This is a genomic window from Haliscomenobacter sp. (genome assembly GCF_041740695.1).
In the GTDB taxonomy this organism is placed as follows: domain Bacteria; phylum Bacteroidota; class Bacteroidia; order Chitinophagales; family Saprospiraceae; genus Haliscomenobacter.
In genome coordinates, this window is record NZ_JBGSLK010000018.1 from 92,171 (window position 1) to 109,545 (window position 17,375).

The 17,375-nt window shown below is 48.2% G+C and carries 16 protein-coding genes; 10 read left to right on the forward strand and 6 right to left on the reverse strand.

Annotated features, from left to right (window positions below; all coding sequences use genetic code 11):
• Nucleotides 1–2 precede the first annotated feature (2 nt).
• The 8 genes from ACEW9O_RS03340 (at nucleotide 3) to ACEW9O_RS03375 (ending at nucleotide 9,970) form a co-directional block, all read left to right on the forward strand.
• Complete coding sequence (locus tag ACEW9O_RS03340) at nucleotides 3–650, forward strand: DUF2202 domain-containing protein (RefSeq protein WP_373548704.1); 648 nt, start codon at nucleotides 3–5, stop codon at nucleotides 648–650.
• Between the two features lie 119 nt (nucleotides 651–769).
• The gene (locus ACEW9O_RS03345) at nucleotides 770–1,177 is read left to right on the forward strand and encodes a hypothetical protein (RefSeq protein WP_373548705.1); all 408 of its coding nucleotides are present in this window, start codon (nucleotides 770–772) and stop codon (nucleotides 1,175–1,177) included.
• A 92-nt stretch (nucleotides 1,178–1,269) separates the two neighbouring features.
• Nucleotides 1,270–5,613, forward strand: coding sequence for a CusA/CzcA family heavy metal efflux RND transporter (locus tag ACEW9O_RS03350; protein WP_373548706.1), 4,344 nt, complete (start codon nucleotides 1,270–1,272; stop codon nucleotides 5,611–5,613).
• A gap of 27 nt (nucleotides 5,614–5,640) precedes the next feature.
• Nucleotides 5,641–6,825, forward strand: coding sequence for an efflux RND transporter periplasmic adaptor subunit (locus tag ACEW9O_RS03355; protein WP_373548707.1), 1,185 nt, complete (start codon nucleotides 5,641–5,643; stop codon nucleotides 6,823–6,825).
• A gap of 58 nt (nucleotides 6,826–6,883) precedes the next feature.
• Complete coding sequence (locus ACEW9O_RS03360) at nucleotides 6,884–7,387, forward strand: heme-binding domain-containing protein (RefSeq protein WP_373548708.1); 504 nt, start codon at nucleotides 6,884–6,886, stop codon at nucleotides 7,385–7,387.
• 232 nt (nucleotides 7,388–7,619) lie between these two features.
• Nucleotides 7,620–8,282 carry a hypothetical protein gene (locus ACEW9O_RS03365; RefSeq protein ID WP_373548709.1) on the forward strand — a complete coding sequence of 221 codons (663 nt, stop codon included), beginning with the start codon at nucleotides 7,620–7,622 and terminating at the stop codon, nucleotides 8,280–8,282.
• Between the two features lie 201 nt (nucleotides 8,283–8,483).
• Entirely contained in the window at nucleotides 8,484–9,059 is a 576-nt protein-coding gene (locus tag ACEW9O_RS03370) for a YceI family protein (RefSeq protein ID WP_373548710.1), read from the forward strand.
• Nucleotides 9,060–9,064: 5 nt separating this feature from the next.
• Nucleotides 9,065–9,970: a DUF5777 family beta-barrel protein gene (locus ACEW9O_RS03375; RefSeq protein WP_373548711.1), complete on the forward strand. Its 906-nt coding sequence runs from the start codon at nucleotides 9,065–9,067 to the stop codon at nucleotides 9,968–9,970.
• A gap of 185 nt (nucleotides 9,971–10,155) precedes the next feature.
• On the opposite strand, the gene ACEW9O_RS03380 is transcribed toward ACEW9O_RS03375, so the two are convergent.
• The 6 genes from ACEW9O_RS03380 to ACEW9O_RS03405 form a co-directional block, all read right to left on the reverse strand.
• On the reverse strand, nucleotides 10,156–11,394 hold the full coding sequence (locus ACEW9O_RS03380) for a M43 family zinc metalloprotease (RefSeq protein ID WP_373548712.1): 1,239 nt from the start codon (nucleotides 11,392–11,394) through the stop codon (nucleotides 10,156–10,158).
• 103 nt (nucleotides 11,395–11,497) lie between these two features.
• Complete coding sequence (locus ACEW9O_RS03385; protein ID WP_373548713.1) at nucleotides 11,498–12,301, reverse strand: YgcG family protein; 804 nt, start codon at nucleotides 12,299–12,301, stop codon at nucleotides 11,498–11,500.
• A gap of 37 nt (nucleotides 12,302–12,338) precedes the next feature.
• Nucleotides 12,339–12,779, reverse strand: coding sequence for a TPM domain-containing protein (locus tag ACEW9O_RS03390; protein ID WP_373548714.1), 441 nt, complete (start codon nucleotides 12,777–12,779; stop codon nucleotides 12,339–12,341).
• Between the two features lie 123 nt (nucleotides 12,780–12,902).
• A complete protein-coding gene (locus ACEW9O_RS03395; protein WP_373548715.1) occupies nucleotides 12,903–13,493 on the reverse strand; it encodes a LemA family protein in 591 nt (196 codons plus the stop codon).
• A gap of 138 nt (nucleotides 13,494–13,631) precedes the next feature.
• On the reverse strand, nucleotides 13,632–14,714 hold the full coding sequence (gene meaB / locus ACEW9O_RS03400) for a methylmalonyl Co-A mutase-associated GTPase MeaB (RefSeq protein ID WP_373548716.1): 1,083 nt from the start codon (nucleotides 14,712–14,714) through the stop codon (nucleotides 13,632–13,634).
• Between the two features lie 10 nt (nucleotides 14,715–14,724).
• Nucleotides 14,725–15,501, reverse strand: coding sequence for an enoyl-CoA hydratase-related protein (locus ACEW9O_RS03405; RefSeq protein ID WP_373548717.1), 777 nt, complete (start codon nucleotides 15,499–15,501; stop codon nucleotides 14,725–14,727).
• 169 nt (nucleotides 15,502–15,670) lie between these two features.
• Between ACEW9O_RS03405 and epsC the strand changes: the two genes are divergently transcribed.
• Complete coding sequence (gene epsC, locus ACEW9O_RS03410) at nucleotides 15,671–16,480, forward strand: serine O-acetyltransferase EpsC (protein WP_373548718.1); 810 nt, start codon at nucleotides 15,671–15,673, stop codon at nucleotides 16,478–16,480.
• A 2-nt stretch (nucleotides 16,481–16,482) separates the two neighbouring features.
• Nucleotides 16,483–17,367, forward strand: a complete 885-nt coding sequence (gene cysM, locus ACEW9O_RS03415) for a cysteine synthase CysM (protein ID WP_373548719.1) — start codon at nucleotides 16,483–16,485, stop codon at nucleotides 17,365–17,367.
• Nucleotides 17,368–17,375: the final 8 nt, after the last annotated feature.

The window sequence follows — 17,375 nt, forward strand, 5'->3', positions numbered from 1 at the left end:
TCATGAAAAAGACATTGGTTCTCTCCATCCTCATCAGTGCTGCTTTCGCACTCCAAGCCCAGTCTCTTATTGGCAATCAACTCAAGAGCAAAGAGGCTGTAATAATGTACCTCGTTGAACAAGAAAAACTAGCCCATGACTTTTATCGCTCCTTGGATACCATGTGGGTGACTGACATTTTCAACCGGTTAGCCAATGAAGAATTTGAACACGTTGGCAAATTGAGCGCAGTAGCTGCCGAGCTGATGATTAGTGTACCCAATCATTTTAACGAATATCCTGCGGGGCAATTCATCGATAGCAAGTTGCGTCATCTGTACGCCGAGTTGATGATCGCTGCTAATTTTTCATTGGAAGATGCCTATCGCACCTGTGCCAATCTGGAAGAGCGCAAAATGTACGACCTGAAGATGGCCCTCAAAGAACCCAACTTTGAATTGGAAAACCTCACTTACAAAGCCTTGTTGATTGGCAGTGAAGACAATTTCAAAGCCTTCATTCGGGCCCTGAATGAAATGGAAAGCAGCTATGCTCCCGTTTGGTTGACTCCTAGTGAATTCGAAGCCTTAACCAAAAATATTTTGGCCAACGATGCTTGGCAAAGTTTCAATTCCAACGCCAAAAGTCAAAATCGGATTGGCCTATTTTGAGGGTTGTTTGGACAAGTTTTAAAAAAATCATTGCCTTTCCACATAAATTTACTGACTTTTGTGCAATCTTTGCTCCGCGTTAAGGTTATTAGCGCGGAGTATTTTTTACTTGAAAAACCATGAGAATTTACCTGAGTCGATTTATGCTTGCTTTTTACCTGCTGTTAGCGCTCGCGCCACAGTGGTTAGAAGAGTTTGCTAAATTCCCGGCGCTCATGGCTCATTATCAAGACCATCGCCTGGAAAATCCGGCGATTTCTTTAGGCACATTTCTGAGCCAACACTACGGCAAGGACTACGCTAAGCACTGCAAACAACACGATCACTCCAAGTTACCTGGCAAAGCCAAACACCATGATTCCTGCATGCACATGAATGTAACCGGAGACTCCGTGCTTCCATTTCATGCAGACTTACTGGCTCCCCCGCACAATTGGGAAGAACCAAAAAATTCTTCTGTTTTTCAACACGATCAAACTCCAGGCGCCGCTCACCTCTCCGGCATTTGGCAGCCACCCCGAGCTTAATTTCCATTGCTAAATGACTACCTACTAGTCATTGCCCAATCTTGTTGGGCTCGTTTTCCATCTATTTTATTTTTTCTGTAAATCAACAGTTCATGTTGACACGAATCATCCATTTTTCCATCCATAACAAGTTTATGGTGGGACTAGGGACATTGGTAATGGTCATTGCCGGGATTTATTCCTTTACCCGACTGCCCATCGACGCCATTCCCGATATCACCAACAACCAGGTGCAGGTACTCACCGTATGCCCTACCCTGGCGACCCAGGAAGTAGAACAATTTGTAACCGCCACCATCGAAAGTGCGGTGAAATCTGTACCTGGAGTATTAGAGTTACGATCGATTTCCCGTTTCGGTCTTAGTGTAATTACGGTAGTCTTTAAAGAAGACATCAATATCTACCTGGCCCGCCAAATGGTGAATGAAAAGCTCAAAATGGCCGAGCAAAACATCCCTCCTGGTTTTGGCATCCCAGAATTGGCACCAATCTCTACTGGTTTAGGTGAAATTTTGCATTATCGCATCGAACCCAAACCAGGGTATGAAAACAAGTTTTCTGCCGCCGATCTGCGCGAAATCCAGGATTGGATTGTCAAAAAACAGTTGACAGGGGTGCAAGGAGTTGTAGAAATCAACAGTTTTGGTGGTGACCTAAAACAGTACGAAGTGGCCGTGCGTCCCGAACGTTTGCGCAGCTTGCAAATTGGCCTACCCGAAATACTCACAGCCCTGGAGGGTGCTAATGAAAATACGGGCGGGGCTTATGTCGAAAAACACAGCAGTGTCTATTTCATTCGGGCACAGGGCTTGGTCAAAAGCCTGGACGACATCGGTCAAATTGTAATCAAAAACGTCAATGGCCTACCTGTACGTATAGCAGATGTTGCAGAGGTTCGCTTTGGCAAAGCCCTGCGCTACGGGGCAGTAAGTCACAACGGCGAGGGCGAAATTGTACTGGGCATCGTCATGATGCTCAAGGGCGAAAACGCGGCGAAAGTCATTCAAAGGGTCAAAGCCCGTTTGGAGGAAGTCAAAAAAGGGCTTCCCGAAGGCATTACCATCAGTACTTTCTTAGACCGGGAAAAACTGGTCAATCGCACCATTGCCACCGTGGAAAAAAACCTGATCGAAGGAGCGCTCATCGTCATTTTTGTTCTGGTGCTCTTGGTCGGTAATTTCCGGGCGGGTCTGATCATCGCTTCGGTGATCCCGCTGTCCATGCTTTTTGCCATTTCCATGATGCAGCTCTTTGGCGTGAGCGCCAACCTGATGTCGTTGGGTGCCTTGGATTTTGGTTTGATTGTAGACGGTGCGGTCATTATTGTAGAGTCAACTTTGCACTTTTTACACGTCCGTTTTTTGAGCCAGCCGGGAGTTGAACCAGGCACGACTGTGCATTTGAGCAAAGATCAAATGAATGAAAGTGTACTCGAAGCAGCTAGTCGGATCATGCGGTCTTCCATTTTTGGGGTCGTGATCATTTTGATTGTATACTTGCCCATTTTGTCTTTGGTGGGCATCGAAGGCAAAATGTTCAAACCCATGGCTCAAACGGTATCTTTCGCATTGGTAGGTGCTTTGTTGCTGTCCTTGACCTATGTACCCGCTGTTTCCGCATTGACGTTGAGCCGGAAGTTGCATCTCCACCACAATTTAGCGGATCGGATCATTTTGGCCATCCAGCGCATTTACATCCCCGTTTTGATGTGGGCTTTACGCTGGCGCAAAACGGTAATCGGTCTTAGCCTGGGCTTGTTGGTACTCTCCTTGTTGTTATTTTCCAGAATGGGTGGCGAATTCATTCCCACTTTGGATGAAGGCGACATCATGATGCACGGCTTTTTACGTCCGGGAACTTCTTTGGATCAAACCTTGGAAAGCCACCGCCTGGCGCAAAACATCATCCTGAAAAACTTCCCTGATGAAGTGGAACAAGTGATCTCCAAAATTGGTAGCGCCGAAATCCCTACCGACCCTATGGCCATAGAAACCGCCGACAACATCATCCTCCTCAAACCCATTGAAGAATGGACCAAAGCCGGAACCAAAGATGAGTTGGTCAGCAAAATCGAAGAAAAAGTACACGAAATTCCCGGCATGGCCTTTGAATTCACCCAGCCCATCAAAATGCGTTTCGACGAAATGATGACCGGGGTACGTTCGGATATTGCTGTCAAAATTTTTGGGGAAAACATGGATTCCTTGGCCCACGCGGGGCACCGGGTGGAACAACTCCTCAAGAACATTCCCGGCTTGGCTGACTTGAAAGTAGAACAAGTAGAAGGTTTGCCACAAATCGTGGTCAACTACCACTACGATAAAATCGCCCGTTACGGCTTGCACATTCGCGATGTCAATGCCACCTTGCGTGCTGCCTTTGCAGGGACTTCCGCGGGAGTTGTGTATGAAGAAGCCAGGCGCTTTGACCTGGTGCTGCGCCTGGACGATCAAAACCGCAGTGATTTGGCGGATGTGCGCCAATTGCCCATCACCACGCCGAATGGCGAATTGATCCCGCTTAGTGAAGTGGCCGACGTAGATTACCGCCTGGGTGCGGCACAAGTCAGCCGGGACAACGCCCAACGCCGGATTGTAGTGGGTGCCAACGTGCGGGGCCGCGACGTAGAAAGTGCATTTTTGGATGTACAGTCCAAGCTGGGAGCCGAGCTCAAGTTGCCCGCAGGTTACTTTACCACCTTTGGCGGTCAATTTGAAAACCTGCAAGCGGCCAAAGCCCGACTTTCCATTGCTGTACCCGTGGCCTTGGCGCTGATTTTCCTACTCTTGTTCTTCACGTTCAATTCCATGAAGGAAAGTTTGCTGATTTTCACCGCTATCCCCATGTCGGCGATTGGGGGCGTATTTGCCCTGCTGATCCGCGACATGCCTTTTTCCATCTCTGCGGGGGTTGGATTTATTGCGCTGTTTGGGGTTGCAGTGTTGAACGGGATTGTGTTGATTACCTACTTCAACCAGTTGGAGAAAGACGGCATCGAAAGTATACCCGAGCGGATTCGTTCTGGGGCCATCGCCCGCTTGCGACCAGTACTCATGACTGCGGCGGTAGCTTCTCTCGGCTTTTTGCCAATGGCGATTTCGCATGGTGCTGGTGCAGAAGTTCAACGCCCCCTGGCTACAGTAGTTATTGGGGGATTGATTACTTCAACCTTGCTGACCCTGATAGTGCTACCCGTGCTTTATGCCCTGTTTTTTGAGCGCGAACGTTTCATCAAAGTACCGACATCGATTGGCATTTTGTTGATTCCGCTGCTCCTGGCTGGAGTTTCCCTCCAGGGGCAGAATGCACTGCGCGAAAACGAAGCCATCACGCTGGCGTTGAAGAACCACCCCGCAGTGCGATCAGCCAGTATCCAGGTGCAGCACCAACAAGTCTTACAAGGTACGGCCAAGATGTATGACCCTGCGAACTTGTTTCACAACGTCACTGCTGACCCCGATTTGGGCATATTGGGTACCACCACTTTTGGCATCAGCCAAAGTTTTCCCAGCCGCAAGGCCACGCGGGCAACCACAAACTTTTATCAACAAAAACAAAGCCAAGCCTCCGCGGTATTGGCCCATACCCAACAAGACCTGATCCGGCAAGTGCGCGAAATTTACCAGCACCTGGGATATTTGGATGCCAAGTCCAGATTGTACCGCTCATTGGATTCTGTGTATACCCGTTTTTCCACCATTGCCGAACAACGGTACAAAGCGGGCGATGCCGCTCTGGCCGAAAAATTGGCCGCGCAAGACAAAGCCGCTCAGGTTCGGTTGATCCTGGAAACCATAGATCACGAGTTGAATTTTGATCAGGTGGTTTTAGGCCAATTGTTGGGGATACCTCAGGCGGTGAGTGCGATTGCCGAACCTTTGCGCAAACAAATTTTCAGCATGGCTGATACCGCGCTGATCGCCCAGGCACCTAGTGCCAAAGCTGGTCTCGCCCAAGTGAGTGTGGCCAAAAGCCAACAACAAATTGAGCAGTCACGGTTTGCACCCAGCTTTTCTACGGGTGTGTACGGGCAAATTTTGGGCAATGGTTTGGTTTATCCCGGTTGGCAATTGGGCGTTAATTTGCCTTTGGTCAATAAAGCTCGCCACAAAGCAGTAGAGTCGGCAGGGCTGAACGTACAAATTGCGGAAGCCAATTTCCAAGATGTTTTGCTCCAACAACGCTCAAAAATGGCGCATTTGCTCCATGAGCAAGAGAAGTACAACACCTTGATTGAGTACTTTCAAGCGCAAGGCCAAGCCTTGTCCACCGAGTTACTCCGCAATGCCAGCCTGAATTATCAGGAAGGTGAAATTGATTATACCACTTTGTCGCAACAAGTGGAACAAGCAATTGGCATTCAGATGAATTACCTGGAAAATTTGTACGGGCTAAGCCTGACTGTGGTGGAATTGAAATTTATTGCTGGGCAATAGTCCTGAATCCTTTTAAATCTCGAAAAAATGAATCGCATCAAATATAGCAGTATCCTCGCCCTGGCCTTATTTACCTTGGCTTGTGGCAAAAAAGCAGAACCAACCAGTGAAAGCACCGAAGTCGCTGCAAGCCCTGAAATGAGCAGCAACACGGTCACACTGAGTGCAGGACAGGCCCAACAAGCCGCCATTCAAACCGGAACCTTTACCCTCCGCCCCTTGAGTGATTACCTGGACGTCAATGCGGAGCTGGTTTTGGGTAAGGAGAATACCGCTCAAGTCAGCGCCTTCACGGAGGGCATCATCAGCGAACTGCGCATTCGCAACAACAGCAGTGTCGCCAAAGGTGGCGTAGTAGCGGTTTTGCGCAAACCCGACTTATTGGACTTGCAACAACAATTCCTGGAGAACAAGGACCGCATGGTATTCCTGGAAACCGAATACCAGCGTTACAAGGCATTAAAAGAAAATGATGCCACCGCCACCAAGAATTTTCAAAAAGCTGAATCGGACTGGCGCGCCGCGCAAACCTCAGGAAAACTCCTGGCTGCCAAATTGCGCCAGTACCAGATCGATCCGGCCAAACTCACCCCCGATAATTTGCGCACTGAGCTGTTCATCACCTCACCAGTTGCGGGCATTGTAACACGAGTAGATGCTAGTTTGGGACAGGCACTGAACCTGGGAGAGCCCATTTGTGAGGTAAGCAACCTGGCCTATTTGCACCCCGTATTGTATGTTTTTGAAAAAAACCTGAATCAGGTTAAAGCGGGGCAAAAAGTCCAGCTGAAATTTCCGGGAGGCAATGAACAGGTATTTAATGCCCACATCGATTACCTCGAGCGCAGCGTTGATGCCGAACGCAAAACCGTACGGGTACATGCTCGTTTTGACAATGCAAGCGCGGCCAGCAATCAACAAATGGCCAAAGGTGGTTTCCTCAATGCCCGGATTGCCCTGGCGGATACTGGCATGTTGTCAGCATTGCCAGAAGAAGCTGTCATTCAGGAACAAGGTGGCTATTTCATTTTTTACCAGGAAAAAAAGGACGCAGCAGGGGTAACTTTTCATAAGGTTCCCGTCAAACGAGGACCAGCAGGTGATGGCTATGTGGCCGTTGAACCGCTTGAAACGTTGCCACGCGATGCGGCCATTGTACTGAAAGGCGCTTATTATGTTTCCGCTAATGGAGGGGTAAGCGCAGAAGAATAGGTGACGACATGTATTGATGATGCTTGTTATGGAAATTTTTTAAACTAAACACAAAGCCATGAAACTGCTCAAAAGGATTGGCCTATTGCTGCTTTTGCTGGCAATCGCCATTCAGTTTGTTCCGGTCAACCGCACCAATCCCGCTGTTGACCCCACTCAGGACTACCTCAAAGTAAGCGCTGCACCTGCCGAAGTTGCACGTATACTGAAAGCCTCCTGCTACGATTGTCACTCCAATGAATCGAAGTACCCCTGGTATTCCTATGTCGCGCCAGTCTCCTTTTTAGTACAAAACCACATCCAGGAAGGGCGCTCCAAGGTAAATTTTTCAACCTGGGGCAGCAGTTCTGCGCACGACCAGTCTGAGGCATTGGAGGAAATACCCGAAACCATTGCCGAGGGGGAAATGCCCTTGTGGGATTACAACTTGATGCATCCGGAAGCAAAACTGAGCGATGCCGAAAAACGGACGCTTGTCGACTGGTTTAATGCAGGGGGAGGTAATGCAAATCAACCTAGTAGTGACAAAAGTCACCGCAGCGGAGAAGATGATGACGACTGATTTTTCGTTAAGTATTGGGAGAATTTAAGTTGCCTCATCACTTAGGGGCGATAAAAAAATAAGTGTTATTTTTGCCCCACTACTTAGGTTAAAATCTTTAACTATTTTTCGAGAGAGAAATCCATACCCTTCAGGCAACTCCCTTGGAAATTTTGCAGTATAGAAAGGAAGGATTCAGTTATTTGAGTACAATGTACTGAATCCTTCCTTATAATGTAAATGTAACATGACGGTGAAAAAACAATTTATTGGCTACCTCGTCCCCGGCTTATTAGGGGTCTTGTTCATTTTTAGTGCTTGTACACAGGAAAAAGTTGTAAACGTCAATCCAGTTTGTTTTGAAAAAGACGTTTTACCCATTTTCATTTCCAACTGTACTCAAAGTGGCTGCCACAATAGCCTTGACCGGGAAAATGGTATCGAGTTGACTTCATATGCGACCATCGTTTCCAATGGGGTAAACCCAGGTGACTACAAAAGCAGCAAATTGTATCGGGTATTGGTATCAGTGGGTGAAGAATTGATGCCTCAGAAACCTTACAATCGGCTTACCTCGGAGCAGATTGGCACCATCGCCCTCTGGATTGAACAAGGCGCAAAAAATACCGCTTGCGCCAGCTCGACCTGTGATGTGAGCAAAGTGACTTTCGCCAAAACGGTAAAACCCATCCTGGACCGCTCTTGTAACGGGTGTCATGCGGGTAGTGCTCCCTCCGGCAACATCGATCTTTCCACGCATACAAATGTCAAAAGGTACGTTCAGGACGGAAGTTTATTCGGAAGTATAAACCATGACGCTGGTTTTGTTCGTATGCCTGATGGGGCCGCGAAGCTTCCATCCTGTGAAGTCAGTTCCATCAAGGAATGGATTCGCCTGGGTGCCCTGAACAACTAAACTTAAACCGTCGCCAACCCACGGATTTATCCGCAAGAATGGGTGTGGGTGTGAAGTGTGAAAGTGTGGGTGTGTTGGCTTTCCATTCCCGAAAAATACCCGCCAACCCACGGATTTATCCGTGGGAGGCAACCATAAAAACCAACCCACGAATTTATTCGTGGGATTCTCGAAGAGAAAAAAGAAAAAAACTTTAATTCTATGAACGCGACCCGCTTTTTCTTTCTGCTGATGCTGCTTGCCAGCATCACTACAACTACAAATGCCCAATCCAAGTACTTTACCCGTACCGGAACCGTCATCTTTGATGCCGAGGGCAAACTGGACGACATCGAAGAAATCAAAGCCAAAAATACTACAGCTACCTGTGTATTGGACGCCGCTACCGGGCAAATGGAATGGGCTGTGACCATGAGCAAATTTGCTTTTTCCAACTCCCTGATGCAGAAACACTTCAACGAAAACTATGTTGAAAGTGAAAAATACCCCAAAGCAACCTTCAAAGGCAAAATCAACGACATCAGCAAAGTCAACTTTGACAAAGACGGAACCTATCCAATAGGGGTCATTGGAACCATGAACTTGCATGGCGTTACCAAAGAAGTGGACGTCAAAGGAGTCGTCACTGTCGAAAAAGGTAAAATTCTGGTAAATTCGGGTTTTGATATTCTACTCAAGGACTATAAAATTGATATTCCTACTGTGGTATTTATTAAAATTGCGAACAGTGCCAAAGTCAGCGTAAGCGCAGCCCTGGAAATCCTAAACGGTAAATAAGTACGATGAAAAAACTCTGGCACCGATTAGCGCTATTGGCGCTTTTACTCAACATTAGCGGCAATCTCTTCGCTCAAGATGATAGCCTGCTGGGTTTACTAGGCGAAGAAGAAACCGGCGACAAAGTGGTCAACGCCTTTAAGTCACCTCGGGTCATTAATGCCCACAGCATGGAAATGCTGGATGCAGGTGCACTTGATTTTCGGATTTTGCACCGTTTTGGCAAAATCAATCAAGGCTTCTACGACATGTTTGGTCTGGACAATGCCTCCATGCGGATGGGTTTTGATTATGGCCTCACGCCCAATCTTACGGTTGGGATTGGTCGCAGTACTTCCCGCAAAGAGCTGGATGGTTTTTTGAAATACCGCTTGTTGTGGCAAAGCAGGGGCAGTAAAAGTGTTCCAGTTTCGGTGGTTTTGGTCGGAGGGCTTACCCACAATGGCTTAAAAGAGCCCTTTGCCAGTCTGGAGATTGAGCCAAATTTTGCCCGCCGGACGGCCTATTACACTCAGGCCATCGTCGGGCGCAAGTTCAGCGAAAAATTTTCAGCACAGTTGGTTCCCACCTGGTTGCACCGCAACATTGTGGAGAATGAATTGGAATCCAATGACATGGTTGCGCTAGGCATGGGCTTGCGTTACAAGTTTGTCAAACGGGTAGCACTGGTAGTCGATTATTACTATGCCTTCAATCGTTTTCCAGATGATCCAACTTACAATCCTACCTCCATTGGTTTTGACATCGATACGGGTGGCCACGTTTTTCAATTGCATTTTTCCAATGCAGTGGGTATGAACGAGCGCGCCTTCCTGACCGATGCCAACGGCAGTTGGTTGAATGGCGAAATTCAATTTGGTTTCAATCTTTCACGGGTGTTCCAGTTGAAGGAGAAGAATAAGAAGTCTTAATAGAGCAATGCGTTTTATATCCTAAGTAGTGGGGCAAAAATAAGTGCTCATTTTTCTTGAGCCAAAGGATTAGATAAGACACTTGAAATTAAGCGTTTACTCATCTAATCCTTTGGCAAAATGAGCACTTATTTTTTTATCGCCCTTAAGAGGTGGTCCTGAAGTATTGGGAGCACCTCTTTTTGCTACAAACTAATCATCTTCGCCCCTCGAATCCTCGCTCCATCCTCGGCTACCACTTTTCCTCTTGCCCCTAAAAACCGACGCGGGGCATCAATTCCCTCCCAGCTCAGTCCACAAGCATTGTGCAAAAGCGCGCCACTACCCAATTCTAAACGTCCACCCGGTTCGATCGTAATGCGGGTATTTTCAGGTAAAGACACTCGGGATTGAATGCGCAGCACTGCCCCGGCAACAATTGTGAGGTTCCCGTACAAGTCTTTATCTCCCTTCCAAACTACTGTATCTGTAATTGTCAAATCATAATCAGGCAAGCGTTTGCACCAGTAGGGGATTAAAAAACGGCGTTCAAAACTGCTGGTATCGGCCATCCGGGCTTGCATGGTGCCGATTTGGCAAGGCGAAAGGGCATTTTGTAGCGCATTGTAATCCATCATATTGTTGGAGGCAGCGGTATCGCAGGGTGGGTCGGGGGTCTGATTCCAACAGGGGTTGCCATGTGCTGGCGTATCGTCGCAACCATCGTTGTAAAAGGCATGAGCCAGGCCCAGGAAGTGCCCCACTTCGTGGTTCAGGATGCCCCGATATACCCAGGCGGGTTGTTTGCTCTCGAACATGCCCGCCATTTTGATTGCATTGCCCAGCATCACCCCTACTCCACCGCCCTGATGTTCGGGATGGTGAGGCATGATGAAAATATTGAGCACCGAATCCCCTTGTACCCGGTATTTTTTAATCACTTCCATCCGATCCAAATTGGCAGCAGGGCCTTTATGGATGTAAAAACTCAGCGTATCATCGTAATGAAAATAGACGCCCTGATCCGGTGCTCCGGGGGAGGAAGCAGTCAACTCGTACTGATACCGAGGCTGAATGACCGGCAAGTTATTGCGGTAGGGTTGCCACAGTTTGTGGTTCTTTTGGAGGTCCAGATTGGCGTAATAGATCAAGTCTTTGGCCAAACGGATGGCTTCTTCTCCTTCGTAATTGTAGGCACGGCTGCGGGTGTTCATAAAATGCACATTCAAGCGCAGGTAGCGAATGGGGCTATGGTTGAGGTACGCAGTATCGGGCACATAATGCTCTGGATTGCGGTAAATGATGTTGAGGCGGCGCGGGCGTTGGTCCGGGCTCGCACTAGCTTCTCGCCGGATGATTTTTTTGGCGGGCAGCCATTTTTGTGCCAGCACGGGCAAAGGGAGGATGAAGATACATAACCCCAAAAATCCCTTTGCCCAATGCATATTTCACGATTTAGATATACAGACTGTCAGAATCAGTATCACAAATAATTGAAGGAATAAAAGTCTCTCAACTTCTGAACTCCTAATCTTTTCACAACTCAATTTACCAGTCTCCACCAGCACCACCACCGTCAAAGCCATCGCTACCGCCAAAGCCTCCCCAGTCGTCGCCTCCACTGCCGCCCCAGTCGCTATTGCGATCCGAGCCACCACCACCAAAGCCACCGCCGGGGAAAATTATCCAGCCGCCACCTGGGCCATTGCCACGGTCATTGTAGCGCCCACCGCCGTAATATCCCCCGCCAGCCTGGGCAGAACGCCGGGAAAGATAGCGGAACATGGTGATGACGGAGAAAATGATGAGCAGTAAGATAAAGAAAGACATGGCCCCACCTTTTCCTGTATCTTTGCTCTTATCAGCTTTGTATTCACCCGCAGCAACCTTGATGATGTCATTTACAGCCCCATCCAGGCCTGCATAAAAGTCACCTTTTTTAAACGCTGGTGTGATGGTGTTTTCGATGATGCGTTTCGAGAGGGCATCTGTCAAGAAGCCCTGTACACCTACGTTGGTGACGATGCGGATTTTGCGCTCGGCTTGCGCCACATAAATCAGCACCCCATTGTCTTTGTCTTTTTGGCCAATGCCCCAGGCTTGGGCCAAGCGGAAGGAATATTCAAAAGCATCTTCACCTTCCAGGGATCGGTCAATAACTATCGCAATTTGAGTAGAAGTTGAATCTTCGTAAGCCCGCAATTTTTGCTCCAGCGCATTGGCTTGTGCCGGACTCAATACACCCGCGTAATCGTTCACCATCGTTTGTGGGCGTGCGGGAATTTCTTTGGCAAAAACCCCATTCAGTAGCCACAGTGAACTCAACAACAACAGCAGGGATTTCATTTTCATCGACTAATGGTTTAAGAACAGGTTCTAAACACAAGACCTACATGTCGTAGGAAATATCATCTGGCAGTTCGTTCGGATTTTCTTCGCCTCCATCCAGAGCAGGAAAATATTTGTGGAGTTTGGCACCAATGAGGCGCACTCCAGCGCAGAGGCCTTCGGCAAAATCCTTGTCGCGGAAATGCTTCAACATTTCATCGCGGACGTTGACCCAAAAACCGTTCATCACTTGGTCGTGAATTCCTTTGTCGCCAATAATGACCAACTGATGGTCTTTGGGTACAATAAAAATCAGTACCCCATTCCGTTCCTGGGTATTGGCCATTTTGAGGTGGTCAAATACCTCCAGGGCATCTTCCCAGGCCGTTTTGTGTACTTTGCCTTGTAGATGTATCCGAATTTCACCAGTCGTTGCCACTTCTGCTTCTTTGATGCAGTCGATGACACGCTTTTCTTCGTCGGATGACAGAAATTTGATCATAATGGCGAGTTGGGTTGAGGAAGGTTGAGAAGGTTGAGAAGGTTGAGCGGCTAAATTAGATGTGAGCATTTGTGTCGCTCGCGGCAGCCTAAACCTTCTCAACTTCACTCAACCTCCTAAACTTTAGTCAAATTTTACATCCGGAGCATCCTGAGCGTTCTCCTCAGCCTGGAATTGTGATTTTTGTTTGAAGCCTGCCATACCTGCAACGAGACTGGCCGGGAAACGGCGGACTTTTTTATTGTACGCTGTGGACACATCGTTGTAATTGTCCCGGGCCACTTTGATGCGGTTTTCAGTGCCTTCCAACTGTGATTGGAGCTCCAAAAACGATTGATTGGCTTTTAGCTCTGGATATTGCTCCGCAATCACCATCAGGCGACCCAAGGACTGGGAAATCCCCCCTTGAGCTTGTTGAAAAGCAGCCAATTGTTCAGGTGTAGCATTGGCAGGATCAATGGTGATACTGGTTGCTTTCGAACGGGCTTCTATCACTGCTGTCAATGTGCTTTTTTCAAAATTAGCCACCCCTTTTACGGTATTGACCAAATTGGGGATTAGATCAGCCCGCCGCTGATAGGCAGATTGGACTTTGGACCATGCATTGTCTACATCTTCATCTGCATTGACCATTCCGTTGTAGGTGCTGCAACCTCCCAAGAGTGCAATTAGCCCCACGAGGATAAGTACTACTGCACTAACTAAATTCTTCATTGTATTGGTTTTTTAGAAATTTTCAAAATCTGGAACAATATTGGACTGAAAAGAACTGTCTCCGAAAAATTTCCTCCCAATTGCTACAAATTTTCGGCGAATTGGGTCTTTTTTGGCTTGACCAAGGTAATAAAAGTTTTACTTATTTGAGTCCAAAAACAATCGAACCAAATCTTCTGCCGCATGAAAGGGCGATTGTTTCTGAATCAACACCTCAGCTTCCTTTTCGTTCAGCAATGCCGCCACCTGCGGATGATGATAAAACTGCTCCCGTAGAGACTGCTGGATGGTTTCATGTAGCCAATAGCGGGACTGGGACTGGCGTTGGTGTTGAAAAAACCCATTCGACTCGATAAAATTCCGAAATTCCTGTATCACCCCCCAGATCTCGGCTATCCCGATTCCACTCAAAGCGGAGCAAGTCAGCACCTGTACAGTCCAATGGCTGACTTTGGGTGGAAATAGGTGGAGGGCATTGCGGTAATCTGCGGCCGCGCGTTTGGCTTTTGGCTGATTGTCGCCATCGGCTTTATTCACCGCAATCAGATCTGCCATTTCTACTATACCTCTTTTGATGCCCTGAAGTTCATCACCTGCGCCAGGAAGTAGCAATAAAAGAAAAAAATCGACCATAGAGTGCACCGCTACCTCAGATTGCCCGACGCCTACGGTTTCGATGATGAGGGTGTCAAACCCGGCGGCTTCGCACAAAATCAGCGTTTCCCGCGTTTTGCGGGCCACCCCACCGAGGGATTCTCCAGCCGCCGAAGGACGGATGTATACACTTGGGTCAGCTGAGAGTTTGGCCATCCGCGTTTTATCGCCCAGGATGCTGCCTTTGCTGATTTGGCTGCTGGGATCGATGGCCAACACGGCTAACTTGCGCCCACTCGCGCTCAAGTTTTGCCCCAAGGCTTCGATAAATGTACTTTTCCCTACCCCAGGCACTCCAGTAATGCCGATGCGAATGGAGTTTCCACTGTAGGGCAAACAGGCTTCGATGATCTCATGGGCTAGGATCTGATGCTTGACCTGTTTGCTTTCAATTAGAGTAATGGCTTGACTCAACAAGACCCGATCACCCCCCAAAATACCCGCAATGTATTCGCCCGCCTGACTGCGTTTGCGCCTGGTTTTGGGTGTCCAGTCGGGATTCAGCGAAGCAGGTTGTGGAATGCCTTTTTGAACAGAAGGAGTCGTATCGTCTTTTGGGTCTGCCATGAATTTGTTTCTACTTACCTTTAAATTGTGGCTGCCTTTTTTCCAAAAAAGCCTGCACGCCTTCAGCAAAATCAGCACTTGCCCCTGCCTGGCCTTGCAAGTCCATTTCCAGTTGCAATTGTTGCGCCAGGGAATGCCCATCCGATTGCCGAATGGCTTGTTTGATCAAACCCAATGCGTAAGTGGGCATGGCGGACAATTTTTCAGCTAGTGCCCAGGAAGCAGTTGCAAAATCTACATCGGCATAAACTTCGTAAATCATCCCCATATTTCGCGCCTCAGTAGCGCTGATTTTTTCGCCTAACATCATTAAGGCAGTTGCCCGTTGTTTGCCAACCAAACGTGGCAAGGTGAAGGTACCGCCACTGTCCGGCACCAGCCCTATTTTGCTGAAAGCCTGAATAAAGCTGGCCGATTGAGTGGCTACCACTAGGTCACAAATCAAGGCCAAATTGGCCCCGGCCCCCGCTGCAACACCATTTACCGCCGCTACTACAGGTTTGGGTAAATTATTGATTTGTAAAATGATGGGGTGGTAATATTCCCCCAACAATTCATCAAAAGTTGGTGGATTCGGTTCCTGTAGTTCATTGAGATCTTGTCCAGCACAAAAAGCTTTGCCCGTACCACTGAGGTAAACAGCCCGAATGTCATCGTCACTTGCACAACTATTTAACGCTTCCTGAAGGGCTTTGCCCATAGGTCGATTCAAACTATTGTACACAGCAGGTCGATTCATGGTCACTCGAGCAACCTGGCCAATTTTTTCAAAAAGAATACTTTCCATTTGCTTTTATTGGTTTACGATGGTTTCCAAAAAGGCTCCTTTCAAATGTACTATAGGAAAAAGGATTTTTTGAAAAAAAATGAATTTCTCATTTCACTTTCTACCGCTTTATCTTGTTCTATCTGTACCTTCGAAACATGCTCTTGACTAATGCTACAAAATTCTTCCCATGGAGAAGCAGTTTATTCAAAAACTCTACGAGTCACATCGGCAAGCCCAACAAATGCCTTCCCCTTCCACCATTTCTACTTGGGTCAATGGTATTTTGGGGCTTTTGTTTCCTGAATTTTCGGACCATCGCTTTGCCAATCCACGCGAATTTGAGCAACATTTCCATATGCTCAAGTTGGAATTGAACAAAATCCTGGATACTGCCGATGGTTCCTTGCATACCAAAGCGCCAGAATTAGAGGGCGAATTTATGTCCTGCTTACCCAAGGTACGCGATTTGCTGATCAAAGATGCCGAAGCCATCCTCAAGGGTGACCCTGCCGCAACCGATCTACCCGAAGTGATCCGCACCTACCCTGGCTTTTATGCCATAGCAGTCTATCGCCTGTCGCACGAGTTGTACGAAATGCGGATTCCACTCATTCCCCGGATTTTGACCGAATATGCGCACAGTCGTACCGGAGTAGACATTCACCCCTCCGCAGAGATTGGGGAAAACTTCTGCATCGACCACGGTACGGGAATCGTCATCGGGGGCACCTCAAACATTGGCAACAATGTAAAAATTTACCAGGGCGTTACGCTCGGTGCCTTAAGTGTCAAAAAAGAACTGGCGGCCGTCAAACGGCATCCGACCATTGAAGACAATGTGGTGATTTATTCCGGTGCTACCATTTTGGGAGGCGAAACTGTGATTGGCCACAGCAGCGTCATCGGCGGCAACGTATGGGTCACCAAAAGTGTGCCGCCCTTCAGTCGGGTGTATTACAGCTCCAACGACAGTCACCAGCAAAAATCCAACGTTTAATTATGGCTTCAGTAGCAGATTTGATCGGGAATACTCCTTTGGTAGAGATACGCCATGTCATCCAGAAACCTGGCATCAAGGTATACGCAAAATTGGAAGGTCAAAATCCAGGTGGCAGTGTCAAAGACCGCGCCGCCTACGGCATGATCAAAGGTGCCCTGGATCGGGGTGAGCTCAAACCCGGCATCCGACTGGTCGAAGCGACCAGTGGCAACACCGGCATCGCACTGGCCATGATTGCCCGTTTGTTTGATGTAGAGATTACCTTGATCATGCCCGACAACTCCACCGCAGAGCGGGTACAAACCATGGAAGCATTCGGTGCCGAGGTATTGTTGACTCCAGCTGAGCGCACCATCGAGTACTCCCGCGAATTGGCCGAAGAAATGGTGGCTCAAGGTGGTTACCTCATGCTCAATCAATTTGCCAACCCTGACAACTGGGGCGCGCACTACCGCAGCACTGGCCCCGAAATCTGGCGCGATACTGCGGGCAAAGTCACCCATTTTGTCTCTTCAATGGGTACCACGGGCACCATCATGGGAACTTCGCGCTACCTGAAAGAACAAAGTGAAGCAGTACAAATAGTGGGGGTGCAACCTACGGATGGATCGAACATCCCGGGAATCCGCCGTTGGTCTAAGGAGTTTTTGCCTGAAATCTACGAAGCCGAACGGGTGGATCGCATCATTGATGTATCTCAGGATGAAGCAATCATCATGATGCGCCGACTGGCCCAGGAGGATGCCATTTTTGGCGGAGTAAGTAGTGGAGGTGCGGTGGCTGCTGCCGCAAAATTGGCAGAGGAGTTGGACGAGGCGGTGATCGTGTGTATCATTTGTGATCGGGGGGATCGGTATTTGTCGTCCGGGGTGTTTCAAAAGTGAAAAGTGAA

Coding starts and splice junctions, on each gene's coding strand:
- ACEW9O_RS03350 (WP_373548706.1), top strand. CDS start 1,270: ATGTTGACACGAATCATCCATTTTTCCATCCATAACAAGTTTATGGTG.
- meaB (WP_373548716.1), bottom strand. CDS start 14,714: ATGGCAGACCCAAAAGACGATACGACTCCTTCTGTTCAAAAAGGCATT.
- ACEW9O_RS03370 (WP_373548710.1), top strand. CDS start 8,484: ATGAACGCGACCCGCTTTTTCTTTCTGCTGATGCTGCTTGCCAGCATC.
- ACEW9O_RS03380 (WP_373548712.1), bottom strand. CDS start 11,394: ATGCATTGGGCAAAGGGATTTTTGGGGTTATGTATCTTCATCCTCCCT.
- ACEW9O_RS03395 (WP_373548715.1), bottom strand. CDS start 13,493: ATGAAGAATTTAGTTAGTGCAGTAGTACTTATCCTCGTGGGGCTAATT.
- ACEW9O_RS03340 (WP_373548704.1), top strand. CDS start 3: ATGAAAAAGACATTGGTTCTCTCCATCCTCATCAGTGCTGCTTTCGCA.
- ACEW9O_RS03385 (WP_373548713.1), bottom strand. CDS start 12,301: ATGAAAATGAAATCCCTGCTGTTGTTGTTGAGTTCACTGTGGCTACTG.
- ACEW9O_RS03375 (WP_373548711.1), top strand. CDS start 9,065: ATGAAAAAACTCTGGCACCGATTAGCGCTATTGGCGCTTTTACTCAAC.
- ACEW9O_RS03405 (WP_373548717.1), bottom strand. CDS start 15,501: ATGGAAAGTATTCTTTTTGAAAAAATTGGCCAGGTTGCTCGAGTGACC.
- ACEW9O_RS03355 (WP_373548707.1), top strand. CDS start 5,641: ATGAATCGCATCAAATATAGCAGTATCCTCGCCCTGGCCTTATTTACC.
- ACEW9O_RS03390 (WP_373548714.1), bottom strand. CDS start 12,779: ATGATCAAATTTCTGTCATCCGACGAAGAAAAGCGTGTCATCGACTGC.
- ACEW9O_RS03345 (WP_373548705.1), top strand. CDS start 770: ATGAGAATTTACCTGAGTCGATTTATGCTTGCTTTTTACCTGCTGTTA.
- epsC (WP_373548718.1), top strand. CDS start 15,671: ATGGAGAAGCAGTTTATTCAAAAACTCTACGAGTCACATCGGCAAGCC.
- cysM (WP_373548719.1), top strand. CDS start 16,483: ATGGCTTCAGTAGCAGATTTGATCGGGAATACTCCTTTGGTAGAGATA.
- ACEW9O_RS03360 (WP_373548708.1), top strand. CDS start 6,884: ATGAAACTGCTCAAAAGGATTGGCCTATTGCTGCTTTTGCTGGCAATC.